General features: G+C 68.2%; 18 protein-coding genes. 15 read left to right on the top strand and 3 right to left on the bottom strand.

The genetic code is table 11. The annotated features are described in order from the left end of the window. Positions 1–59: 59 nt before the first annotated feature. Entirely contained in the window at positions 60–527 is a 468-nt protein-coding gene (locus tag ASC79_RS03045) for a helix-turn-helix domain-containing protein (RefSeq protein WP_056019479.1), read from the top strand. Here ASC79_RS03045 and ASC79_RS03040 read toward each other — a convergent pair. Next, positions 505–2,568: a prolyl oligopeptidase family protein gene (locus ASC79_RS03040; protein ID WP_235528730.1), complete on the bottom strand. Its 2,064-nt coding sequence runs from the start codon at positions 2,566–2,568 to the stop codon at positions 505–507. The genes ASC79_RS03045 and ASC79_RS03040 overlap by 23 nt on opposite strands. 348 nt (positions 2,569–2,916) lie before the next feature. Here ASC79_RS03040 and ASC79_RS03035 point away from each other — a divergent pair, with 348 nt between their 5' ends. From ASC79_RS03035 to ASC79_RS03020, 4 genes are read left to right on the top strand one after another with little or no spacing between them, the layout of a single operon-like run. Beyond that, positions 2,917–3,591, top strand: coding sequence for an acyl-CoA thioesterase domain-containing protein (locus ASC79_RS03035; protein WP_235528728.1), 675 nt, complete (start codon positions 2,917–2,919; stop codon positions 3,589–3,591). Between the two features lie 36 nt (positions 3,592–3,627). Beyond that, positions 3,628–4,305 carry an ABC transporter ATP-binding protein gene (locus tag ASC79_RS03030; protein WP_200937071.1) on the top strand — a complete coding sequence of 226 codons (678 nt, stop codon included), beginning with the start codon at positions 3,628–3,630 and terminating at the stop codon, positions 4,303–4,305. After that, on the top strand, positions 4,286–6,850 hold the full coding sequence (locus tag ASC79_RS03025; RefSeq protein ID WP_200937070.1) for an FtsX-like permease family protein: 2,565 nt from the start codon (positions 4,286–4,288) through the stop codon (positions 6,848–6,850). Before ASC79_RS03030 ends, ASC79_RS03025 begins: the two co-directional genes overlap by 20 nt. Continuing rightward, on the top strand, positions 6,850–7,923 hold the full coding sequence (locus ASC79_RS03020) for a lipocalin-like domain-containing protein (protein WP_056019467.1): 1,074 nt from the start codon (positions 6,850–6,852) through the stop codon (positions 7,921–7,923). The genes ASC79_RS03025 and ASC79_RS03020 overlap by 1 nt, the downstream gene beginning before the upstream one ends. Here ASC79_RS03020 and ASC79_RS03015 read toward each other — a convergent pair. Continuing rightward, positions 7,920–8,996: a zinc-binding dehydrogenase gene (locus tag ASC79_RS03015; protein ID WP_056019464.1), complete on the bottom strand. Its 1,077-nt coding sequence runs from the start codon at positions 8,994–8,996 to the stop codon at positions 7,920–7,922. The genes ASC79_RS03020 and ASC79_RS03015 overlap by 4 nt on opposite strands. A 93-nt stretch (positions 8,997–9,089) precedes the next feature. On the opposite strand from ASC79_RS03015, the gene fabD reads away from it, so the two are divergent. From fabD to ASC79_RS02965, 10 genes are all read left to right on the top strand, one after another. Beyond that, positions 9,090–10,034 carry an ACP S-malonyltransferase gene (gene fabD / locus ASC79_RS03010; RefSeq protein WP_056019461.1) on the top strand — a complete coding sequence of 315 codons (945 nt, stop codon included), beginning with the start codon at positions 9,090–9,092 and terminating at the stop codon, positions 10,032–10,034. Position 10,035: 1 nt separating this feature from the next. Continuing rightward, a complete protein-coding gene (gene fabG, locus ASC79_RS03005) occupies positions 10,036–10,776 on the top strand; it encodes a 3-oxoacyl-[acyl-carrier-protein] reductase (RefSeq protein WP_056019458.1) in 741 nt (246 codons plus the stop codon). Positions 10,777–10,916: 140 nt separating this feature from the next. After that, positions 10,917–11,156: an acyl carrier protein gene (locus ASC79_RS03000; protein ID WP_056019455.1), complete on the top strand. Its 240-nt coding sequence runs from the start codon at positions 10,917–10,919 to the stop codon at positions 11,154–11,156. Between the two features lie 83 nt (positions 11,157–11,239). Next, a complete protein-coding gene (gene fabF, locus ASC79_RS02995) occupies positions 11,240–12,523 on the top strand; it encodes a beta-ketoacyl-ACP synthase II (protein WP_056019450.1) in 1,284 nt (427 codons plus the stop codon). Next, positions 12,520–13,632: an endolytic transglycosylase MltG gene (gene mltG / locus ASC79_RS02990; RefSeq protein WP_056019448.1), complete on the top strand. Its 1,113-nt coding sequence runs from the start codon at positions 12,520–12,522 to the stop codon at positions 13,630–13,632. The genes fabF and mltG overlap by 4 nt, the downstream gene beginning before the upstream one ends. A 230-nt stretch (positions 13,633–13,862) precedes the next feature. After that, positions 13,863–14,945 carry a DUF2853 family protein gene (locus ASC79_RS20660; protein WP_082531908.1) on the top strand — a complete coding sequence of 361 codons (1,083 nt, stop codon included), beginning with the start codon at positions 13,863–13,865 and terminating at the stop codon, positions 14,943–14,945. 159 nt (positions 14,946–15,104) lie between these two features. Next, positions 15,105–15,986, top strand: coding sequence for a YicC/YloC family endoribonuclease (locus ASC79_RS02980; protein WP_056019445.1), 882 nt, complete (start codon positions 15,105–15,107; stop codon positions 15,984–15,986). Between the two features lie 40 nt (positions 15,987–16,026). After that, positions 16,027–16,683 carry a guanylate kinase gene (gmk, locus tag ASC79_RS02975; RefSeq protein WP_056019443.1) on the top strand — a complete coding sequence of 219 codons (657 nt, stop codon included), beginning with the start codon at positions 16,027–16,029 and terminating at the stop codon, positions 16,681–16,683. A gap of 203 nt (positions 16,684–16,886) precedes the next feature. Beyond that, entirely contained in the window at positions 16,887–17,162 is a 276-nt protein-coding gene (locus ASC79_RS02970) for a hypothetical protein (RefSeq protein ID WP_056019440.1), read from the top strand. Between the two features lie 103 nt (positions 17,163–17,265). Then, a complete protein-coding gene (locus ASC79_RS02965) occupies positions 17,266–17,976 on the top strand; it encodes a hypothetical protein (RefSeq protein WP_156378311.1) in 711 nt (236 codons plus the stop codon). Positions 17,977–18,084: 108 nt separating this feature from the next. Here the strand turns inward: ASC79_RS02965 and ASC79_RS02960 are convergent, their stop codons facing one another. Continuing rightward, complete coding sequence (locus ASC79_RS02960; protein WP_056019434.1) at positions 18,085–18,423, bottom strand: hypothetical protein; 339 nt, start codon at positions 18,421–18,423, stop codon at positions 18,085–18,087. Between the last annotated feature and the right edge of the window lie 29 nt (positions 18,424–18,452).

Here is an 18,452-nt window from a genome sequence, read left to right as displayed (position 1 = left end):
TTTTCTGGACGGACCATGGTATCGAATCTGGACTTGGTCAATGGCGGATGGAGCCGGCGATGAAATGGGACGAATTGAGCCGTGAGCCCTGCTCGTTGGCACGATCGGTGGCGGTGATCGGCGACCGCTGGACGTTGCTGATCCTTCGCGACTGCTTTCTGGGCGTGCGGCGGTTCGAGGCGTTCCAGGAGCGCCTGGGCATCTCGCGCACTATCATCGCCGACCGGCTGAAGGTGCTGACCGACGAGGGCGTGCTGCAGAAGGTGGCCTACCAGGCGCGGCCGGCCCGCCACGAGTACCGGCTGACCGAGAAGGGGCTGGACCTCTATCCGGTGATCCTGGCGATCGTCAGCTGGGGCGACCGCCACTATGACGATGGGCGCGGACCGCCGATTTTGCGTCGCCACAAGTCCTGCGGCTGCGACTTCCAGCCGGTGATGACCTGCTCCGAATGCGGCGACGAAGTTGACGCCCGAGGGGTGGAAGCCCGCCCGGGCGCCGCCTTCAGTCCATCAGCTGCTGGCTGAGATAGGTGTATTCAAGCGCCTGGCGCTTGGCGGTCTCGTTGAGGTTGGCGGCGGCGGCGTGACCGCCGTCGATGTTCTCGTAGTAGAGGTAGTCATAGCCCAGCTCCTTGAGCCGGGCGGCAGCCTTGCGGGCGTGGGCCGGATGGACGCGGTCGTCCTTGGTCGAGGTCTCCAGAAAGACGCGCGGGTAGGGCTTGCCCTTGGCCAGCTTCTGATAGGGCGAATAGGTGTCGATCACCTTCCGCTCCTCCGGATTGGCCGGGTCGCCATATTCGCCGACCCATGAGGCGCCGGCGCCGATGTGGGTGTAGCCGATCATGTCGAACAGCGGCACCTGGATGACCACCGCCTTGTAGAGCTCAGGCCGTTGGGTAAGGGCCACGCCCATCAGCAACCCGCCGTTTGAGCCCCCCATGATGCCGAGCTTCGTCGGGCTGGTGACCTTGCGGGCGATCAGGTCCTCGGAGACGGCGAAGAAGTCGTCATAGACCCGCTGGCGGTTGAGCTTTAGGCCGGCCTCATGCCAGCGCGGGCCGAACTCGCCGCCGCCCCGGATGTTGGCGATCGCATAGGCCCCGCCGCGCTCCAGCCACAGCTTGCCGACCGTGGCGGCGTAGCCGGGCGTCTGCGAAACCTGGAAGCCGCCATAGGCGTAGAGCAGGGTCGGCGTGGAGCCGTCGAACTTCATGTCCTTCGCGCGGACCAGGAAGTACGGGACTTTGGTCCCATCCTTGGAGACCGCCCAGTTCTGCTCCACCATCTGCTTGGAGGCGTCGAAGCGGGCAGGCAGGCTGCGCAGTGTCTCGTGAGATCCGATGGCGGCGTCGGCCAGCAATTGAGTGGAGGGCGTCAGGAACCCGGCCACCTGCAGGATCAGCTGGTCGTCGCGGTCGGAGGCCGAGGCGATGCCGACCGAGATATCAGCCGGAAGGTCGAGCTTGGTCGAGGTCCAGTCCTTGGCGTCGTGTCGGAAGCTGAGCACCCCGCCCTTCACGTTGTCATAGAGCGCCACGACGAGCCGGTTGCGGGTCGTCGCCACCTGTTCGACCGATTGGCTGTCGGTAGGTCGAAGGACCAGCGTCGCCTTGGCGTTCGTGGCGTCGGCCTTGAGGACCGCAAGGTCCAGAGCCATGAGGTCGCCCGACTTGCCAGACTGGGCGGCCCAGTCTTCTTCAAGGGTCAGCAGCATCTGGCCGTCGAGCAGGCCCTGAATTGAGGAGCGCAACGGCAACGGCAGCCTGGTCGCGCCAGCGTCACCGATCAGGTGATGCTCGGCGTTGAAGGTGTCGAGCGGACGATGAGCGATCAGCGCCTGCAGCTTGCCGTCCGCGTCGCGCAGGGCGATCGGGCTGACCCCGTAGCCGCCATCGTCGGGCTTGCCGCGGAACACCTCGCTCGCCTGGGCCAGCGGCTGGCCGCGCTTGAGGATCTTGATCACGAACGGATAGCCGGAGGTGGTCAGTTCGCCCTTGGTCCACTCGGTCGCCACGGCAAGGGTGTCGGCGTCGATCCAGGCGTAGCGGTGCTTGCCATACGGAAGGAAGAAGCCGTCCTTCACGAACTGGCCAGTCTTGATATCGAACTCGCGAACCTCGACGGCGTCCTTGCCGCCGTCAGATAGATCGATCAGGCAGATGCGGTCGTCCGGGGCCAGGCAGTGGGCGCCCTTGTAGACCCAGTTCTTGCCTTCGGTCTTGGCCAAGGCGTCGACGTCCAGGATGGTCCGCCATTCCGGATTGCCGGTGCGGTAGCTGGCCAGGGTGGTGGAGCGCAGCACGCCACGGACGTGCTCGGCGTCCTGCCAGAAGTTGCGCAGCGTGCCGTCGCCGGCGAATCCGACGGGGGTGATGCGGTCCTTGGCCGTGGCGATGGCCAGCGCCTGGTCGTAGAGCTTGGCGTATCGCGGATCGTTCTGAAGCTGCGGCAGCGAGCGGTCGTTCTCGGCCTTGGCGAAGGCCATGGCGCGGTCGCCCTCGATCTCCTCCATGTAGGCGTAAGGATCGCTGGGATCGGGCAGGGCGGCGGCGGGAAATGCGGTCATGCCGCTCAACATGGCGCCGGCCGCCAATTTTCCAAGGAAAGGGAAACGCATCGACGAACTGCCTCTCGGAACGATCTTGCCAATGCCGAGCTTAGGGCAGCTGGAACGGCGCGCGCAAATGCTCGGCGGCGAAACGAATTTCGTGCGGCGGCCCCGGCGCGGGGAATGGCCATCCGATCGAGCGCGCAACCTAGGCTAGGCCAGGGGAATCCGTCATGGTCCCGCGCCATGGCAAACGAACCTTTTTTCAAACGGGACGGTCAATTTTACGTCCCAACCCCTTCCTGCCGCGGCCCCTGGAATCCCAAGTCGCTCCACGGTCGGGTCATCATTGGTCTTCTCGGCTTCGTGCTCGAAAACAAGCACGGCGATCCGGATTTCATCCCAGCCCGTCTGACGGTCGACATGTACAAGCTGCCGGGCTTCGACCCGATCGAGGTCACCACGACGGTCGTGCGCGAAAGCGGCCGGATACGTGTCATCGACGCTGAGTTCATTTCCGGCGGCGTCAGCATGGCCCGCGCCACCTGCCAGTTTCTCAAGCGCACCGAGAACTCGGAAGGCGCCGTGTGGAAGCCCGGTACTTGGGATGTGCCGTCGCCGGTCGACATCCCCGAGCCCGAGAACCGCGGCGGCATGGGCGGCATGTGGGCCTCGCGTCCGATCAGCGGCGGATTCGCTACGGCCGAGCAGCGCCGCACCTGGATGAGCGAAGTGCGCGAGGTCGTCGAGGGCGAGCCGCTGACCCCGTTCCAGCGTGTGGCGGTCGCCGCCGACTTCGTCAGCCCGCTGACCCATGTGGGCGACCAGGGCCTGGGCTACATCAATTCGGATGTGACGCTGTACCTGCACAAGCTGCCCGACACCGAGTGGGTGGGCTTCGAGAGCGTCTATCATGGGGCCGATGACGGCGTGGCGGTGGGCGACGCCCGCGTCTACGACGAGAGCGGCCCGATCGGTATCGCATCCTGCACGGCCCTGGCCCAGCGGCGCTTGGCGCCGCCGCCGCCCAAACCGTCCTAGCTTCGCCTGGGCGCGGTTCAGGCTAGGATGACGCCGATGACCGCGCCCATTTTGCAGATCACGGATCTCACCAAGTCGGTTCCCGGCGGTCGCGTCCTGTTCGAGGGGCTGGACCTGCGTCTGGCGGCCGGCGAGTTCGTCGCGATCATGGGCGAATCGGGCGTCGGCAAGTCGACCCTGCTGAACCTGATTGCTGGGCTGGATCAGGCCGATCAGGGCGCGATCTCCATCGACGGCGCTGATCTCGCCGGGCTTGACGACGACCGGCGTACGTTGCTGCGCCGCGACCGCGTCGGTTTCGTGTTCCAGGCTTTCCACGTGCTGCCGCACCTGACGCTCGGGCAGAACGTGGCGCTGCCGCTGGCGCTGCAGGGTCAACGCGGCGACCGCGCCTTGGAGCGCGCCGAACAGATGCTGGCCGCGGTCGGTCTGGCCGGGCGCGCCAACGACTATCCGCGCCAACTGTCGGGGGGCGAGATGCAGCGCGTGGCCATCGCCCGCGCCTTGATCCATCAACCGGGCCTGGTGCTCGCCGACGAACCCACAGGCAATCTCGATCCGGAGACCGCCAACCGCGTGCTGGAAGTGTTCGCCCGGCAGATCCGGGGTTCGGGCGCTTCAGCGGTGCTCGTCACCCATTCGGAGGTTGCGGCGGCGGCGGCCGATCGCATTCTCATCCTCGGACGGAACGGCCTTGTCGAACGCGCCGCCTGAGCAGCGGGGCCTGGCCGCGCGCTGGATGATCCTGGGAGAGTGGCGGGCGCATCCGATGCGTGTGCTGACTGCAGCGGCCGCCATCGCCATCGGCGTCGCCCTGGGACTGGCCGTTCATCTGGTGAACGCCTCGGCGCTCAGCGAATTTTCCAAGGCCGTCAGCGCCGTGAACGGGGACGCCGAGCTGCAGGTGCGCTCGACGACGTCGCTCGGCTTCGATGAGGGGCTTTATCCGAAGCTCGCGCGGACATCGGGCGTGGCGGCGGTCAGCCCCGTGGTCGAGCTTGAGGCCGGCACGGATCGTCCGGGTGAAACCGTCACGGTTCTGGGTCTGGACGTTCTGCGAGCCGTGGTCGTCACGCCCAGCCTGATCGGCCGTCCGTTGGCGGCTGAAGGCGGAGACGCGCGCGGGCCGACCATGGAGGCCGCCTTCGACGAGTCGGCGGTGTTCCTCTCGCCGGCGGCGCTGGTCGGCCGGGCCGTGGGCCAACCGATCGAGCTCATCGCGGGCGGCCGCAGGGCGACGTTCCGGATCGCCGGCGTGCTTCCTGGAGTGGGTGAAGAGAGGCGCCTGGCGGTGCTGGACATCGCCGCTGCTCAGTGGCGGCTGGGGACGCTGGGTCGCCTGCAGCGCCTGGACCTCAAGCTTTCGCCGGGCGTGGACGCGGCTCGGGTGGCTGGAGTTCTGCAACAGACGCTTCCCTCCGACGCCCAACTGGTCAGCCCGGAGAGCGAGGAGCGGCGCAGCGACAGCCTCAGCCGCGCCTACCGGGTCAATCTCGACATGCTGGCGTTGATGGCGCTCTTGACCGGAGGATTTCTCGTCTATTCGGCGCAGTCGCTGTCGGTGGCGAGGCGACGTCCGCAGTTCGCATTGCTGCGGGTGCTGGGGGTGCGGCGCAGGGCGTTGCTGGCCCAGGTGATGGCCGAAGGCATCGGTGTCGGTGTGGCGGGCGGCGGCGTCGGCATCGCCTTGGGGTTCGGACTGGCGGACGGCGCGTTGCGCCTGTTGGGCGGTGATCTGGGCGGAGGTTACTTCGCTGGCGCGAAGCCCCAGCTCGTGCTGACGCCAGGTCCCGCCCTGGTGTTCCTTGGCCTAGGCTTGGTCACCGCGGTCGTGGGGAGCTTGGCGCCGGCGCGCGAGGCCGCGCGCGCACAGCCCGCCGTGGCGCTCAAGAACGCCGGTGACTCTGTCGACCCACGTGTCACGCCGGCGATCTGGCCGGCGGCGCTGTTGCTGGGAGCCGGCGCGGCGGCCGCCTTCGCTCCTGCGGTCGCAGGCGTGCCGTTGCTCGGCTACGCCTCGATGGCCCTGCTGCTGGCAGGCGGCGTGGCGGCGATGCCGCGGCTGGCGAGGGTCCTGCTGTCGGGACTGAAGGGGCGTTCTTTCGGGCATGTGGCGCCGGACCTGGCGATCAAGCGACTGTGGGGCGCGCCGTCCCAGGCCGCGGTGGCGCTGTGCGGCGTCGTGGCGAGCACCAGTCTGATGGTGGCCATGGCCGTCATGGTGTCGAGCTTCCGGGGATCGGTGGAAGACTGGCTGGCCCAGGTCCTGCCTGCCGATCTCTATGTCCGCATCGAGTCGGTCGGGACAGGCGGTGGGTTCGACCCGGAGGAGCAGGCGCGGCTGGCCTCGACGCCTGGCGTCGCCGGGATCGCGTTCATGCGCACGACGATGCTGCGGATGAGCGCCGACGCGCCGCCCCTGGCGCTGATCGCGCGGCCCGAGGGCGGTCTCGACGCTGGTGCGCCGCCAATGATCGGCCGAACGGAGCCGGCGCCTCCCGGCGCGATCGCAGTCTACGTGTCCGAGCCTGCGGCCTGGCTGTACGGCTGGAAGGTGGGGCAGCGGATCGATCTGCCGATTGGAGGGACCCCGCCTGGAGCCTTCTTCGTCACCGGGATCTGGCGGGACTACGCGCGCCAGCATGGGGCTGTGACATTGGAGAGCCATGACTATACGGCGTTGACCGGCGACCGCTGGCGTAGCGAGGCCTCGGTAACCCTCGAGGCCGGCGCAGACCGTCAGGACGTAGCGGAAGCGCTCGAAGCGAACGTCCCCGAGCGGCTTGCGGGCCGCGTGTCCGTGGCTGAGCCGGCTACTCTCCGGGACATGGCCCTGCGCCTCTTCGATCGCAGTTTCGCTGTGACGTACGGTCTTGAGGCCATCGCCATCGTGGTGGGCTTGGCGGGCGTCGCGGCGACCATCTCGGCCCAGACGCTCGCGCGCACGAAGGAGTTCGGAATGCTCAGGCACCTGGGCGTCACCAAGGGCCAGATCGTCGCAATGCTGGCGACGGAGGGCGCTCTGCTCGGCGCGGTCGGCGGCTTGGCGGGAATCGGTCTTGGCCTCGCGATGAGTCAGGTTCTCATCCACGTGGTGAACCCACAGTCCTTCCATTGGACGATGGAGACGAAGCCGCCGTGGGGGCTGCTCTTCAGCGTTGGCGTCGCCTTGGTGGTCTCGGCGGCAGGAACCGCACTGGTGGCGGGGCGCCGCGCGGTGTCGGCTGACGCGGTACGCGCTGTTCGGGAGGACTGGTGATGGGGCGATGGCTTGCCGGCGTACTGGTCTTGCTGCTGGTGTCTGCGGCGCCCGCGGCGGCTCAGGCTCCCACCTATCCCACGGTGCGGCCAGGCGTGGCGCTGCGGTTCCCTGCCGACCACGGAGCCCACCCGGACTTTCGGACCGAGTGGTGGTACGTCACTGGCTGGCTGAGGGCGGAGGGCGGCGAAGAACTCGGGTTCCAGGTGACGTTCTTCCGCTCGCGGCCGCCGGTGGAGCCAGCCAACCCCAGTGCGTTCGCGCCGAAGCAGATCCTGTTCGCCCATGCAGCTATCTCGGACCCCGCACTGGGTAGGCTCATGCATGGCCAGCGGATCGCGCGCGCCGGCTTCGGGCTCGCCGAGGCGGCGACCGGCGATATGGACCTGTCGATCGACGACTGGCGGCTGCGGCGCACCCCTGAGGGTCGCTACGTCACGAAAGTGGCTGGCGACGGGTTCCTGCTCGACCTCGTGTTCGCACCGACCCAACCGGTTCTGCTGCAGGGCGAGGGCGGCTTCAGCCGCAAGGGGCCGCTGCCGGGCCAGGCCAGCCACTACTACAGCGTTCCCCAGCTGAAGGCGTCCGGCTCGGTCATCCGGAACGGCAAGGCGGTGAAGGTGACTGGCGCGGCCTGGCTGGATCGGGAATGGTCCTCGACGCTGCTGGATCCGGCGGCGGTCGGATGGGACTGGGTTGGCCTCAACTTGGACGACGGCGGAGCGCTGATGGCCTTCCAGGTCCGTGACACGGCCGGGCGTGCGCTTTGGGCCGGAGGTTCGTTGCGCAGCCGCGACGGGACGGTCGCCAGATTTGCGCCATCCGAGGTGAAGTTCGGCTCCCTGCGAAGCTGGCGTTCTCCCCGGACCGGCGCCGTCTATCCGATCGAACGGACGGTAGCGGTGCGGACCCCGCAGGGCGAGCGACGCTGGACCTTGAAGCCGTTGTTCGACGACCAGGAACTCGACAGCCGCGCCTCCGGGGGTCCCGTTTACTGGGAGGGCGCCGTTCGCACCGAAGGCGGTCGGGGCTATTTGGAGCTGACCGGCTACGCCAGCCCCATGAAACTCTAGGGCTGGACCAGGATTTTCACGTGGGCCTCCGGATCGCCGAGGTCCCTGAAGGCCTGGGCGACGCCGTCGAGGCTGACCGTGCCGGTGACGACGTTGCTGACGTCGATACGGCCTTCGGCGATGTCGTGCAGGGTCGCGGCGAACTCCTCAGGCGTGTAGCCGAACACGAAGGTAAGCTCGATCTCCTTGGTGATGGCGATGGCCGGTTCGATTCGATCGGTCTCCATGCAGACCCCGGCGACGACGATCTGGGATCCTGCCGGCGAGGCCTCGATCAGGCTCTGAACAACGCCGGGGGAGCCGACGCACTCGAAGACGACAGGACGACCGAAGCTGCCGCCCATCATGCGGATCATGTTCTGGGCCGCACGGGCCTTGGGGACACCGAAGCTCTCCCAGCGATCGTGGGGGCTCTCGACTGCGGGGTCGATCACCACGTCGGCGCCCAGCATCTCGGCGGCGGCGCGGCGGCGAGGCGAGAAGTCCGCGGCGATGACCGGGCCATGACCGCGCGCCTTGAGGCCGGCGATGACCGCAAGGCCGACGGGACCGCAACCGACTACCAGCGCGACGCTGTTGGGGTCGAGCCGCGCCTTGGCGACGGCGTGGGCGCCGACCGCGAAGGGCTCGGTGAGGGCGGCCTTGTCGGTGGGCAGGCCGTTGGGGACCGGCAACAGAAGGGCCTCGGAGAGGATCATGCGCTCGGAAAAGCCTCCGGGCAGGTTGTTCGAGAAGCCGAGCATCTCGACGCCGCCTACCGGGGTGAGGGTGGCGGGAATCGAGACGACTCGCGTGCCGGCCTTCAGGAGGCCGGTCGTGCCGGGCCCATGCTCCAGGATCTCCGCGCAGAACTCGTGGCCGAAGACGGTGTCGGCCGTGGGATCGAACCCGTCGCCCATGCCGCCCGCGCGACGCGTGAGGTCGATCATGTGCTCCATGTGATGGAGGGCGTGCAGGTCCGAGCCGCAAATTCCGCAGGCCAGAGTACGCACCAGCACCTGCCCTTGGTCAGGCTTGAGCTCCGCGATGTCGTCGCAGACAAGTTGCTTGTTCCGCCGGATCACCGCGCGCATCGCATCCTCCCGTTATTGATCGCCGCCTTGCCGGGGCTTGGCTTATCCCCTAACCCTCCCGGCTCGGAATCGTAAGTGCGTGGGAGACGCGCAATGAGCCTCGCCTTCATTTTTCCTGGCCAGGGCAGCCAAGCTGTCGGGATGGGCGCGGACCTCGCCGAGGCGTTCGCCTCGGCCCGTGAGGTCTTTCAGGAAGTTGACGACGCCCTGGGCCAAAAGCTGTTCGCGCTGATGCGCGAGGGGCCAGAAGGCGACCTGACCCTGACGGAGAACGCTCAGCCCGCCCTGATGGCGGTCTCGTTGGCTGTGACCCGGACCCTGGAGAAGGAATTCGGCGTCGGGATCGAGAAGGCCGCCTTCGTCGCCGGTCACTCGCTGGGCGAGTACTCGGCTCTGGCGGCCGCGGGCGCGATCAGCCTGGCCGACACGGCACGGCTGCTGAAACTGCGCGGCCAGGCCATGCAGCGCGCGGTGCCGGTGGGCGCGGGCGCGATGGCCTCGCTGATCGGACCGAAGACTGACGTGGCGCTGGCCGAGGCCGCCGCAGAAGCCGGTTCGAAGGTCGGGGTCTGCGTCGTCGCCAACGACAACAACAACGGCAACGTGGTGATCTCGGGCGACAAGGCCGCGGTCGACCTGGCCATCGAGAAAGCCAAGGAGTTGGGCGCGCGAGCGATCCCACTGAACGTCTCGGCGCCCTTCCACTGTCCGCTGATGCAGCCGGCGGCCGACGAGATGGCGCAAGCGCTGGCGAGCGCGACGATCCTCGCGCCGCGCGCGCCGGTCGTGGCCAATGTCACTGCGCGGCCGACGCTCGATCCCGAAGAGATTCGCCGCCTGCTGGTGGAACAAGTCACCGGCCGCGTGCGCTGGCGCGAGAGCATGATCTGGCTGGCCGGCGAGGGCGGGGTGACCCGCTTCGCCGAAGCCGGCGCCGGCAAGGTGCTGTCGGGCATGGCCAAGCGCATCGCCCCGGACGCCGAGGCGACCCCGCTGAACGCGCCCGCCGACCTTGAAGCCTTCGCGAAGGGACTCTGAGATGTTCGACCTGACGGGAAAGACCGCCCTGGTCACCGGGGCGACCGGCGGCATTGGCGGCGAGATCGCCAAGGCGCTGCACGCCGCCGGCGCGCACGTGGTGCTGTCGGGCACTCGCGAGGCCGTGCTGCAGGACCTTGCCCAGCAACTGGGCGAGCGGACGTCGGCCGTGCCTGCCAATCTGTCCGACCCGGCATCAGTCGATACGCTGATCAGCCGCGCGGAAGAGGTGACGGGGAGCGGGATCGACGTCTTGGTCGCGAACGCCGGAATCACCCGCGACGGCTTGCTGATGCGGATGAAGGATGAGGACTGGGACGCTGTCCTCAAGGTCAACCTTGAGAGCTACTTCCGACTCAGCCGTGCGGCGATGCGGGGCATGATGAAGCGGCGGTTTGGCCGAATCATCGGCATCACTTCCGTCGTCGGCGTCATGGGCAATCCGGGCCAGGCGAACTACGCCGCCTCGAAGGCCGGCATGATCGGCTTCTCGAAGGCGCTGGCGCAGGAAGTCGCGACCCGCGGCATCACGGTGAATTGCGTGGCGCCGGGCTTCATCGAGAGCCCGATGACCGACGCCCTGAACGAACAACAGAAGGCCCAGATCATGGGCACGATCCCCGCTGGGCGGCTGGGAACGGGCGGCGAAGTGGCCGCCGCCTGCGTCTACCTCGCCAGCGACGAAGCCGGTTACATGACGGGCCAAACCCTGCATGTGAATGGCGGCATGGCCATGATCTGAGCCCGCTGGCGTGGCCGTGGCGAACATGCTACGTCGCCGCGCGAACCGGCGAGGCGAAGGTCTCTACCCATATGTCCGCAATGGTTGACATCCCGTCGGCCGTCGCGGATGGATTTAGCGAAACAAAGGGACTTAAGCGAATGTCCGACATCCTCGAGCGCGTGCGTAAGATCGTCATCGAACATCTGGACGCCGACCCCGAGAAGGTCACCGAAAAGGCGAGCTTCATCGACGACCTGGGCGCTGACAGCCTCGACAATGTCGAGCTGGTCATGGCCTTCGAAGAAGAGTTCGACATCGAGATCCCGGATGACGCCGCCGAGCACATCCAGACCGTTGGCGATGCGGTGAAGTTCATCGGTGAGCGCCTGGGCGCCTAAGGCGAACCCACGGAATTCATTGAATATTCGGCCGCCGCGAAGCTCTTCGGAGTTCGCGGCGGTCTGCGTTTGGAGGCCCGCGCATGCGTCGTGTCGTCGTCACCGGCATCGGTTTGCTGACCCCCCTCGGCCAAGGCGCCGAACTCACCTGGAAAGCCATTCTGGAAGGCAAGTCCGGGGCAGGGCGCATCACCACCTTCGATCCCACCGACTATGCCTGCCAGGTCGCCTGCGAAGTGCCGCGGGTCGATGGTCGCGGCGGCGGCGGCGAAGGTGTGCCCGGTTCGTTTAATCCCGACGACACCCTGGCGCCGAAGGATCAGCGCCGGGTCGACGATTTCATCCTCTACGCGATCGCCGCGGCCGACGAGGCCGTGAAGGATTCGGGCTGGGTCCCGGAAAGCGACGAGGACAAGGAACGCACCGGGGTCATCATCGGCTCGGGCATCGGCGGCCTCGCCACCATCGAGCGGACCAGCGTCGAGCTGTTCGAGAAGGGCCCGCGCCGCGTCAGCCCGTTCTTCATCCCCTCGGCCCTGATCAACCTGGCCTCGGGCCAGGTTTCGATCCGCCACGGCTTCAAGGGCCCGAACCATTCGGTCGTCACCGCCTGCGCCACCGGCGCGCACGCGATCGGCGACGCCGCCCGGCTGATCAAGTACGGCGACGCCGACGTGATGGTGGCCGGCGGGGCCGAAGCGGCCATCTGCCCGGTGGGCGTTGCGGGCTTCATCGCCTGCCGCGCCATGTCGACCGGCTTCAACGACAATCCGCAGAAGGCCAGCCGCCCTTATGACAAGGACCGCGACGGCTTCGTGATGGGCGAAGGCGCCGGCGTGCTGGTGCTGGAAGAGTACGAACACGCCAAGGCGCGCGGCGCGAAGATCTACGCCGAAGTCGCGGGCTACGGCCTGGCCGGCGACGCCTATCACATCACGGCTCCGGCCGAGGACGGCGACGGCGGCTTCCGCGCCATGAAGGCGGCGATCAAGGACGCCGGCATCGATCCGGCCGACATCGACTACGTCAACGCGCACGGCACCTCGACGCCGCTGGGCGACGAGATCGAACTGGGCGCCGTCACCCGTCTGCTGGGCGACGCCGCCAAGGGCATGACGATGTCGTCGACCAAGTCGGCCACCGGCCACCTGCTGGGCGCCGCCGGCGCCATCGAGTCGGCGTTCACGGTGCTGGCGATTCGCGACCAGATCGCGCCGCCGACCATCAATCTCGACAATCCGTCGGTGGAGACCGAGATCGACCTGGTCCCGAACAAGGCCAAGCCGATGAAGATCGACATCGCCCTGTCCAACAGCTTCGGGTTCGGCGGCACCAACGCCTCCGTGGTCTTCAAGAAGGTCTCGTGAGCCGCCGACCGCGCAAGTCGACGGGCAAGGGGCGCCGCAAGTCTGGCGGAGCCCTGCCGCCGCTTCGCCGCCTGGGGATCATCCTGGGCAGCGCCGCGGCGACGCTTGGCGTGGTGCTGGCCCTGGCGCTGGCCTGGGCGCTCTGGTCCTACCAAGGGCCTGGCCCGTCAACGGACGGCGGCGAGATGCGGGTGGTCATGCTGCGCAAGGGCGCCGGCCTGACCGAAATCGCCTCGACGCTGGAGCGCTCGGGCGCGATCCGCTCCAAGGCCGTGTTCGCGGCGGCGGCGCAGGTCACCGGCGCGGCCAAGTCGCTGAAGGCCGGCGAGTACGAGTTCAAGAGCCGCGCGTCGCTGGCCTCGATCCTGCGCGACATCCGCGAGGGCAAGATCGTTATCCACCAGGTGACCATCCCCGAGGGCATGACCTCGGAGGCGGCGGTGGCGGCGCTGATGGCCCGCCCCGATCTGACCGGCGTGGCGGCGGCGCCGCCCGAGGGTTCGATCCTGCCGGAAACCTATCAGTATGAGCGCGGCGAAGACCGCTCGGCCGTGCTGAAGCGGATGATGGATGCGCGCGACGAACTGCTGGCGCTGCTCTGGGAGAAGCGCCAGCCGGGCCTGCCGATCGCGACGCCTGAAGAGGCGGTGATCCTGGCCTCGGTCGTCGAGAAGGAGACCGGCATCGCCAGCGAGCGGCCGCAGGTCGCCGCGGTGTTCGTCAACCGGCTGCGCAAGGGCATGCGGCTGGAGAGCGATCCGACGATCATCTACGGCCTGAACGGCGGCAAGCCGCTGGGACGGGGGCTGCGCGCCTCGGAAATGGCCAAGCCGAACCCCTACAACACCTATCAGATCGACGGCCTGCCGCCGACGCCGATCGCCAATCCGGGCCGCGCCGCCCTGGCCGCGGTGCTGGATCCGCCGACCAGCGAGCACCTGTTCTTCGTCGCCGACGGCACCGGCGGCCATGTCTTCGCCGCGACCTATGACGAGCACCTGAAGAACGTCGCCAAGTGGCGCGCGGTTGAACGCCAGCGCGCCGCCGAAGCGCTGCAGGACAAGGCCGGAGCGCTTCAGGAGAAAGCGGCCGATCAGGCTGGGCGCTAGGCCAAAAGCGGCCATTCTCAAAAGTCTGGATCGCGAGGGACGCGGCTTCCAAGTGAAGCTGCCACGCTTCAGCGGCGCCGCAATCTCCTAAGGTAAATCCCTCGGCGCACTCCGCAAACGGCCCTAGCGCGTGGGCCGCGCCATAGCCCTATCCGTGTGGAGTCGATCTGCGGTGCGCCTGCTGGCGGCCGCGCTCGACATCCCGTCAGAACGGATCGGAGGACAAGCTTATGGCGGAAGATTGGGCCATCGACGTCAGGAAGTACGTTCCGAGCGCCGATTCAAAGGTCATCGATGCGATCGTCCGATACTGCGGCATCGCCCTGCACAACCGCGATTCATCGCTCGTCTCATTTACGGAACCCGAGGAGCTCAACCGGGTCCGCGAGAACTATCTGAAAAAGAAGCTGGGCCTTACCCACAGCAACGCCGAACTCGACAGCGCGATCGCCGGGGTCGGCGAGCGCATGGCCGGCGACCGCACGAAGAACCGGGTGACGGTCTACTATCTGCTGGCCGAACATTTCCGGAAGCTCTCGGTGTTCGGCGGCGCCGACGTCGTCGGCGGGATCGGCAAGGCGACGCTTGCGGCCGGCGCCTTGGGCGCCGGGGCTGCGGCAGCGTCCGTCGCCAGCGCGGCCACCGACGCCTCGGCCACAGTCGCCGACTTCGGCGACCGCGCGCATCGGACGGAGGACCGTCCGCCGCCCGCGGCCCCGGTCTATGCGGCCCGTTCGACCGCAGCGGCTGCGCCCGCGGCGAGCGGTGGGATGGCCCGCATGCTGCCATGGCTGCTCGGTCTGGCGGCGCTGGCGCTGCTGGCCTGGTTCTTCCTGGGACGGCAACCGGCCACGACGCCTGTCGCCGAGGTGAGGCCGACCGCGCCCGCGGTCGTCGCGCCGCCGGTGCAGAGCGTTCCGGCTCCGACCGTGGCGACGACACCGGTCGCGCCAGCCACGGCGGCCCCGGCGGTCACGCCACCCGCAGTCGTCGTCGGGTTACCGGCGGCCGTGCACTTTTCGCTCGGTTCTGCAGCGGTCGGCGGAGACGACAGTCGCCTGATCGACCAGGCGGCCGCCGCGATCCAGCGCGAAGACCTGCGCGTCGCCATCACCGGCTATACCGATCGCACAGGCAACCTGACGCTGAACCAGCGCCTGGCGCAGCAACGGGCCGAGTCGGTTCGCGATCGGCTCATCGCGGCCGGCGTTCCTGCGGCGAATATCGAGATGGTCGCGCCCGCGGCCGTCGAGAACGGTCCTGCAGCGACCCCGGACTTTGAAGCCCGCAGGGTCGAGATCACCCGGCGCTAAGCGATCTGCCTGCGGTCCGCGTCCCCACGGGCGCGGACCGTGGCGATCGGAGGCCGGAGCCCAATGCATCGGCGCCATAGCCACGCCGTTTCGCCGGCGTGTAAACTGGCGCGACAATGATGCGGCTTCGAGGGGCGTGGGTCCCGAGCGGGGGTTCCAATGCCACTATCTGGAATGACGGGGTTTGGCCGGGCGGAAGGCGCGGCGGGAGACTGGACCTGGGCCGTCGAGGCGCGGTCGGTCAACGGCCGTAATCTGGAGATCCGGTTTCGCGGACCGCCCGGGTTCGATCAGCTGGACCGGGCCGCGCGTGACGGCGCCCAGGCGCGGTTCGCCCGTGGTCAGGTGAATGTCGGCGTCCAGGCCAAGCGCACCGACAGCGGCGTCGAGGTTCGCATCAATGAAGAGGTGCTGGCGCGCTACCTCGCCATGGGCGCGCCGCTGATCGAGGCCGGCAAGGCCGGGCCGCCGAGCCTGGACGGCCTGCTGGCGTTGCGCGGCGTGATCGAGGCGGCCGAGAGCGACGACGACCCCGAGGCGCAGTCGGCATTGCAGGCGGCGATCGCGCTGTCCATCGGTGCTGCGCTGGAGGCGCTGGCGGCGTCGCGGCGCGAAGAAGGTCTGGCGCTGACCGCGGTGCTGATCGGCCTGGTCGACAAGATCGAGGCACTGGTCGGCGAGGCCCAAAACCTGGCCGACGGGCAGCCGGCGGCGATCAAGGAGCGGTTCGCCCGGCGCATGGCCGAGCTGGTGGGGGAAGCCGTCAGCGACGACAAGATCGTCACCGAGGCGGCGGCCATGGCGGTGAAGGCCGACGTCCGCGAGGAACTGGACCGGCTGCGCGCCCACGTCGATGCGGCGCGCGCGCATATCGTGGCCGAGGGGCCCCAGGGGCGGCGGCTGGACTTCCTGACCCAGGAGTTCATGCGCGAGGCCAACACCCTGTGCTCGAAATCGGCGCTGGGGGCTTTGACCACGGTCGGTCTTGAGCTTAAGGCGACGATCGAACAGTTCCGCGAGCAAGTGCAGAACGTGGAATAGGCGTTTCCCTCCCCGCAACGCGGAGGGAAGGGAATAGAGAATGACTGACGGACACGACCATCCCAGGCCCTGGGAAACCACCCGCCGGGGCGTGATGCTGCTGGTGTCCTCGCCGTCGGGGGCAGGCAAGACTTCGCTGTCGCGACGGCTGGTGGCCGACCATAGCGACCTGATGCTGTCGATCTCGTGCACGACGCGTGCGCCTAGGCCCGGCGAGGAAGAGGGGCGCGAGTACTACTTCGTCGACCGCCCGACCTTCGATGCGATGATCGAGCGCGGCGAGTTCCTGGAATGGGCCGATGTGCACGACAATCGGTACGGCACGCCCAAGGCGCCGGTGATGGCCGCCCTGGAGGCGGGCAAGGACGTTCTGTTCGACATCGACTGGCAGGGCGCCAAGCAGGTGGCGGACGCCGCGCCGCAGGACAGCGTGCGGGTGTTCATCCTGCCGCCGTCATGGGAGGACCTGTCGCGGCGGCTGCATGCGCGGGCGCAGGACAGCGAGGACGTCATCCAGAAGCGCCTGATCAAGGGCAAGGACGAGATCGAGCACTGGCGGCTCTATGACTACGTCATCGTGAACAAGAATTTCGACCGCGCCTATGCCGACCTCGGCCACATCTATCGCTCGGAGCGGATGAAGCCGGGCCGCAATCCGTGGCTGCCGGAGTTCGTCGACGGGCTGCTGGCGGAGTAGGGGCTCAGCCCCGGAGCCATCGGATCAAGGCGTTCACAGGAATTCGCGGCCTGTGGACGCCTCTGTTGTTTTGAGAAGCCGCGACTCTTCCGATGCTGGCGTGTGGTCGCTCTTCCATGGGTTGGAATGGCGGCTGACAAACAACCCAGACGGAGTCGCGCATGTCCTCATGTTCTGCTTTTGTTCTGCCGCTGGAGGCGAACATGAAGAACAACGACCGAGGCGATATGCAGCGCGAGCCGCTGCTGGCGTGCGTGGGAAGCGATCGGCACCTGGTGGCGCATTGCGCCTCGCCGGGCTGTCAAAGGGAAGCGCCGTGCGACCCGACCCATTGGGTGGCGCAGGGGCTGGGCGGCTTGCCGCTGCGGGCGTTCACGGAGCGGATGCGGTGTGTGTGCGGCGGCCGGCGGGCCGAGCTGACGGTGGCGTCGGGACCGTTGCCGGAGCGGACGGGCGGGGACGTCTACGTCTTCCGCTGAGACGCGCGGACGTGGCCGCGTTCTTCAAATGTTCTGGACTTTCGGGGCGTTTGCGGTAGGATTTGAGGTCTGATGGGGCGTGGCCCCTTGGGACCTTTCCGACATGACAGATATTGACGACGCGCCGCGACGGCGGCGCGGGCGGCCTTGCGTCTATACGCCGGCTGAGCGGGCGCAGATCACCGCCCATGTGGCGGCGCGCGTAGCGCTGGGCGAGCGGCTCGCCGACATCCTGACCGCCCGCGATGGCATGCCCGGCCGCACGCAGTTCCTGGCCTGGATGAAGCGCGAGCCTGAGCTGGGCCGGGCCTATCGGCTGGCGCGGCGCGAGAACGCCAGGCGCTGGTGGTCGCCGCCTGGCCGGCCGCTGCGCTACACGCAGGCGTTGGGCGAGGCGGTGTGCGGGAGAATCGCCGAGGCCGCCGGACTAGAGGAGATCTGCGCCGAGCCGGGGATGCCGAGCCAGGCGACGGTCTACAAATGGCTGGCGCGGCACGACGCGTTCGCGGCCGCCTATCGGCGGGCGAGGCAGGTGCAGGCCGATCGGCTGTTCGACGCCGCGCGCGCCATCGCGCAGGGCGCCACGGGCAAGAGCTGGCGGCGCGACAAGCTGCTGATCGACACGATCCGCTGGCAGGTCGGCAAGCTGGCCCCGTTGAAGTACGGCGCCCGGCCCAGCGGCGAACCGGCGGAGGGGCTGACGATCATCCTGCGCAATTTCTGCCTGGAGACGGGCGTCGGAGACGAGAGCTCGGATCGCGTGATCTGCCGCGACGGGATCTATCTGGACCAGCCCGAGCGGCTGGAAGACTGAGTCTGAGCGGTTTCGCTAGGCCCGGGGGCCTCGAAACCGAAACCTGACGCCGGGGCAAAAAGAAAGGCGCGCCCCGGCTGGAGGACCAGGGCGCGCCTTGCAGGGAGTTTACTTCTTCAGCATGGCCTTCAGTTCGTCGGCCGTGGCGTTGATCGTCGCCGAGCCGTCGGCGATCTGCAGCTTGCTGGTTTCGACCGCGAAGGTGTCGGCGCCCATCTTGATGGTCGCGACTTGCTGGCCGGTGGCGTCCGGCTTGACTTCGGTCACGGTACCGATGTTGGCGCCGGTCTTGTCCTTCACCGCGGCGCCCGCGGCCAGGGTTGCGGCAGTGGCGCTGGCGTCGCTAGCCGGCGGCGCGGCGGGCTTGGCCGCAGTGTCCTGAGCGAAGGCCGGAGCAGCGACGGCGAGGGCGAGGGCCGCAGCCCCGAAGGTGAGAATGGAACGCATGAGGGTCTCCCGTAAAACTGTGAGGCCTC

The organism is Phenylobacterium sp. Root1290 (genome assembly GCF_001425305.1).
Lineage (GTDB): Bacteria > Pseudomonadota > Alphaproteobacteria > Caulobacterales > Caulobacteraceae > Phenylobacterium.
This window is presented reverse-complemented; position numbering and strand designations above follow the sequence as displayed.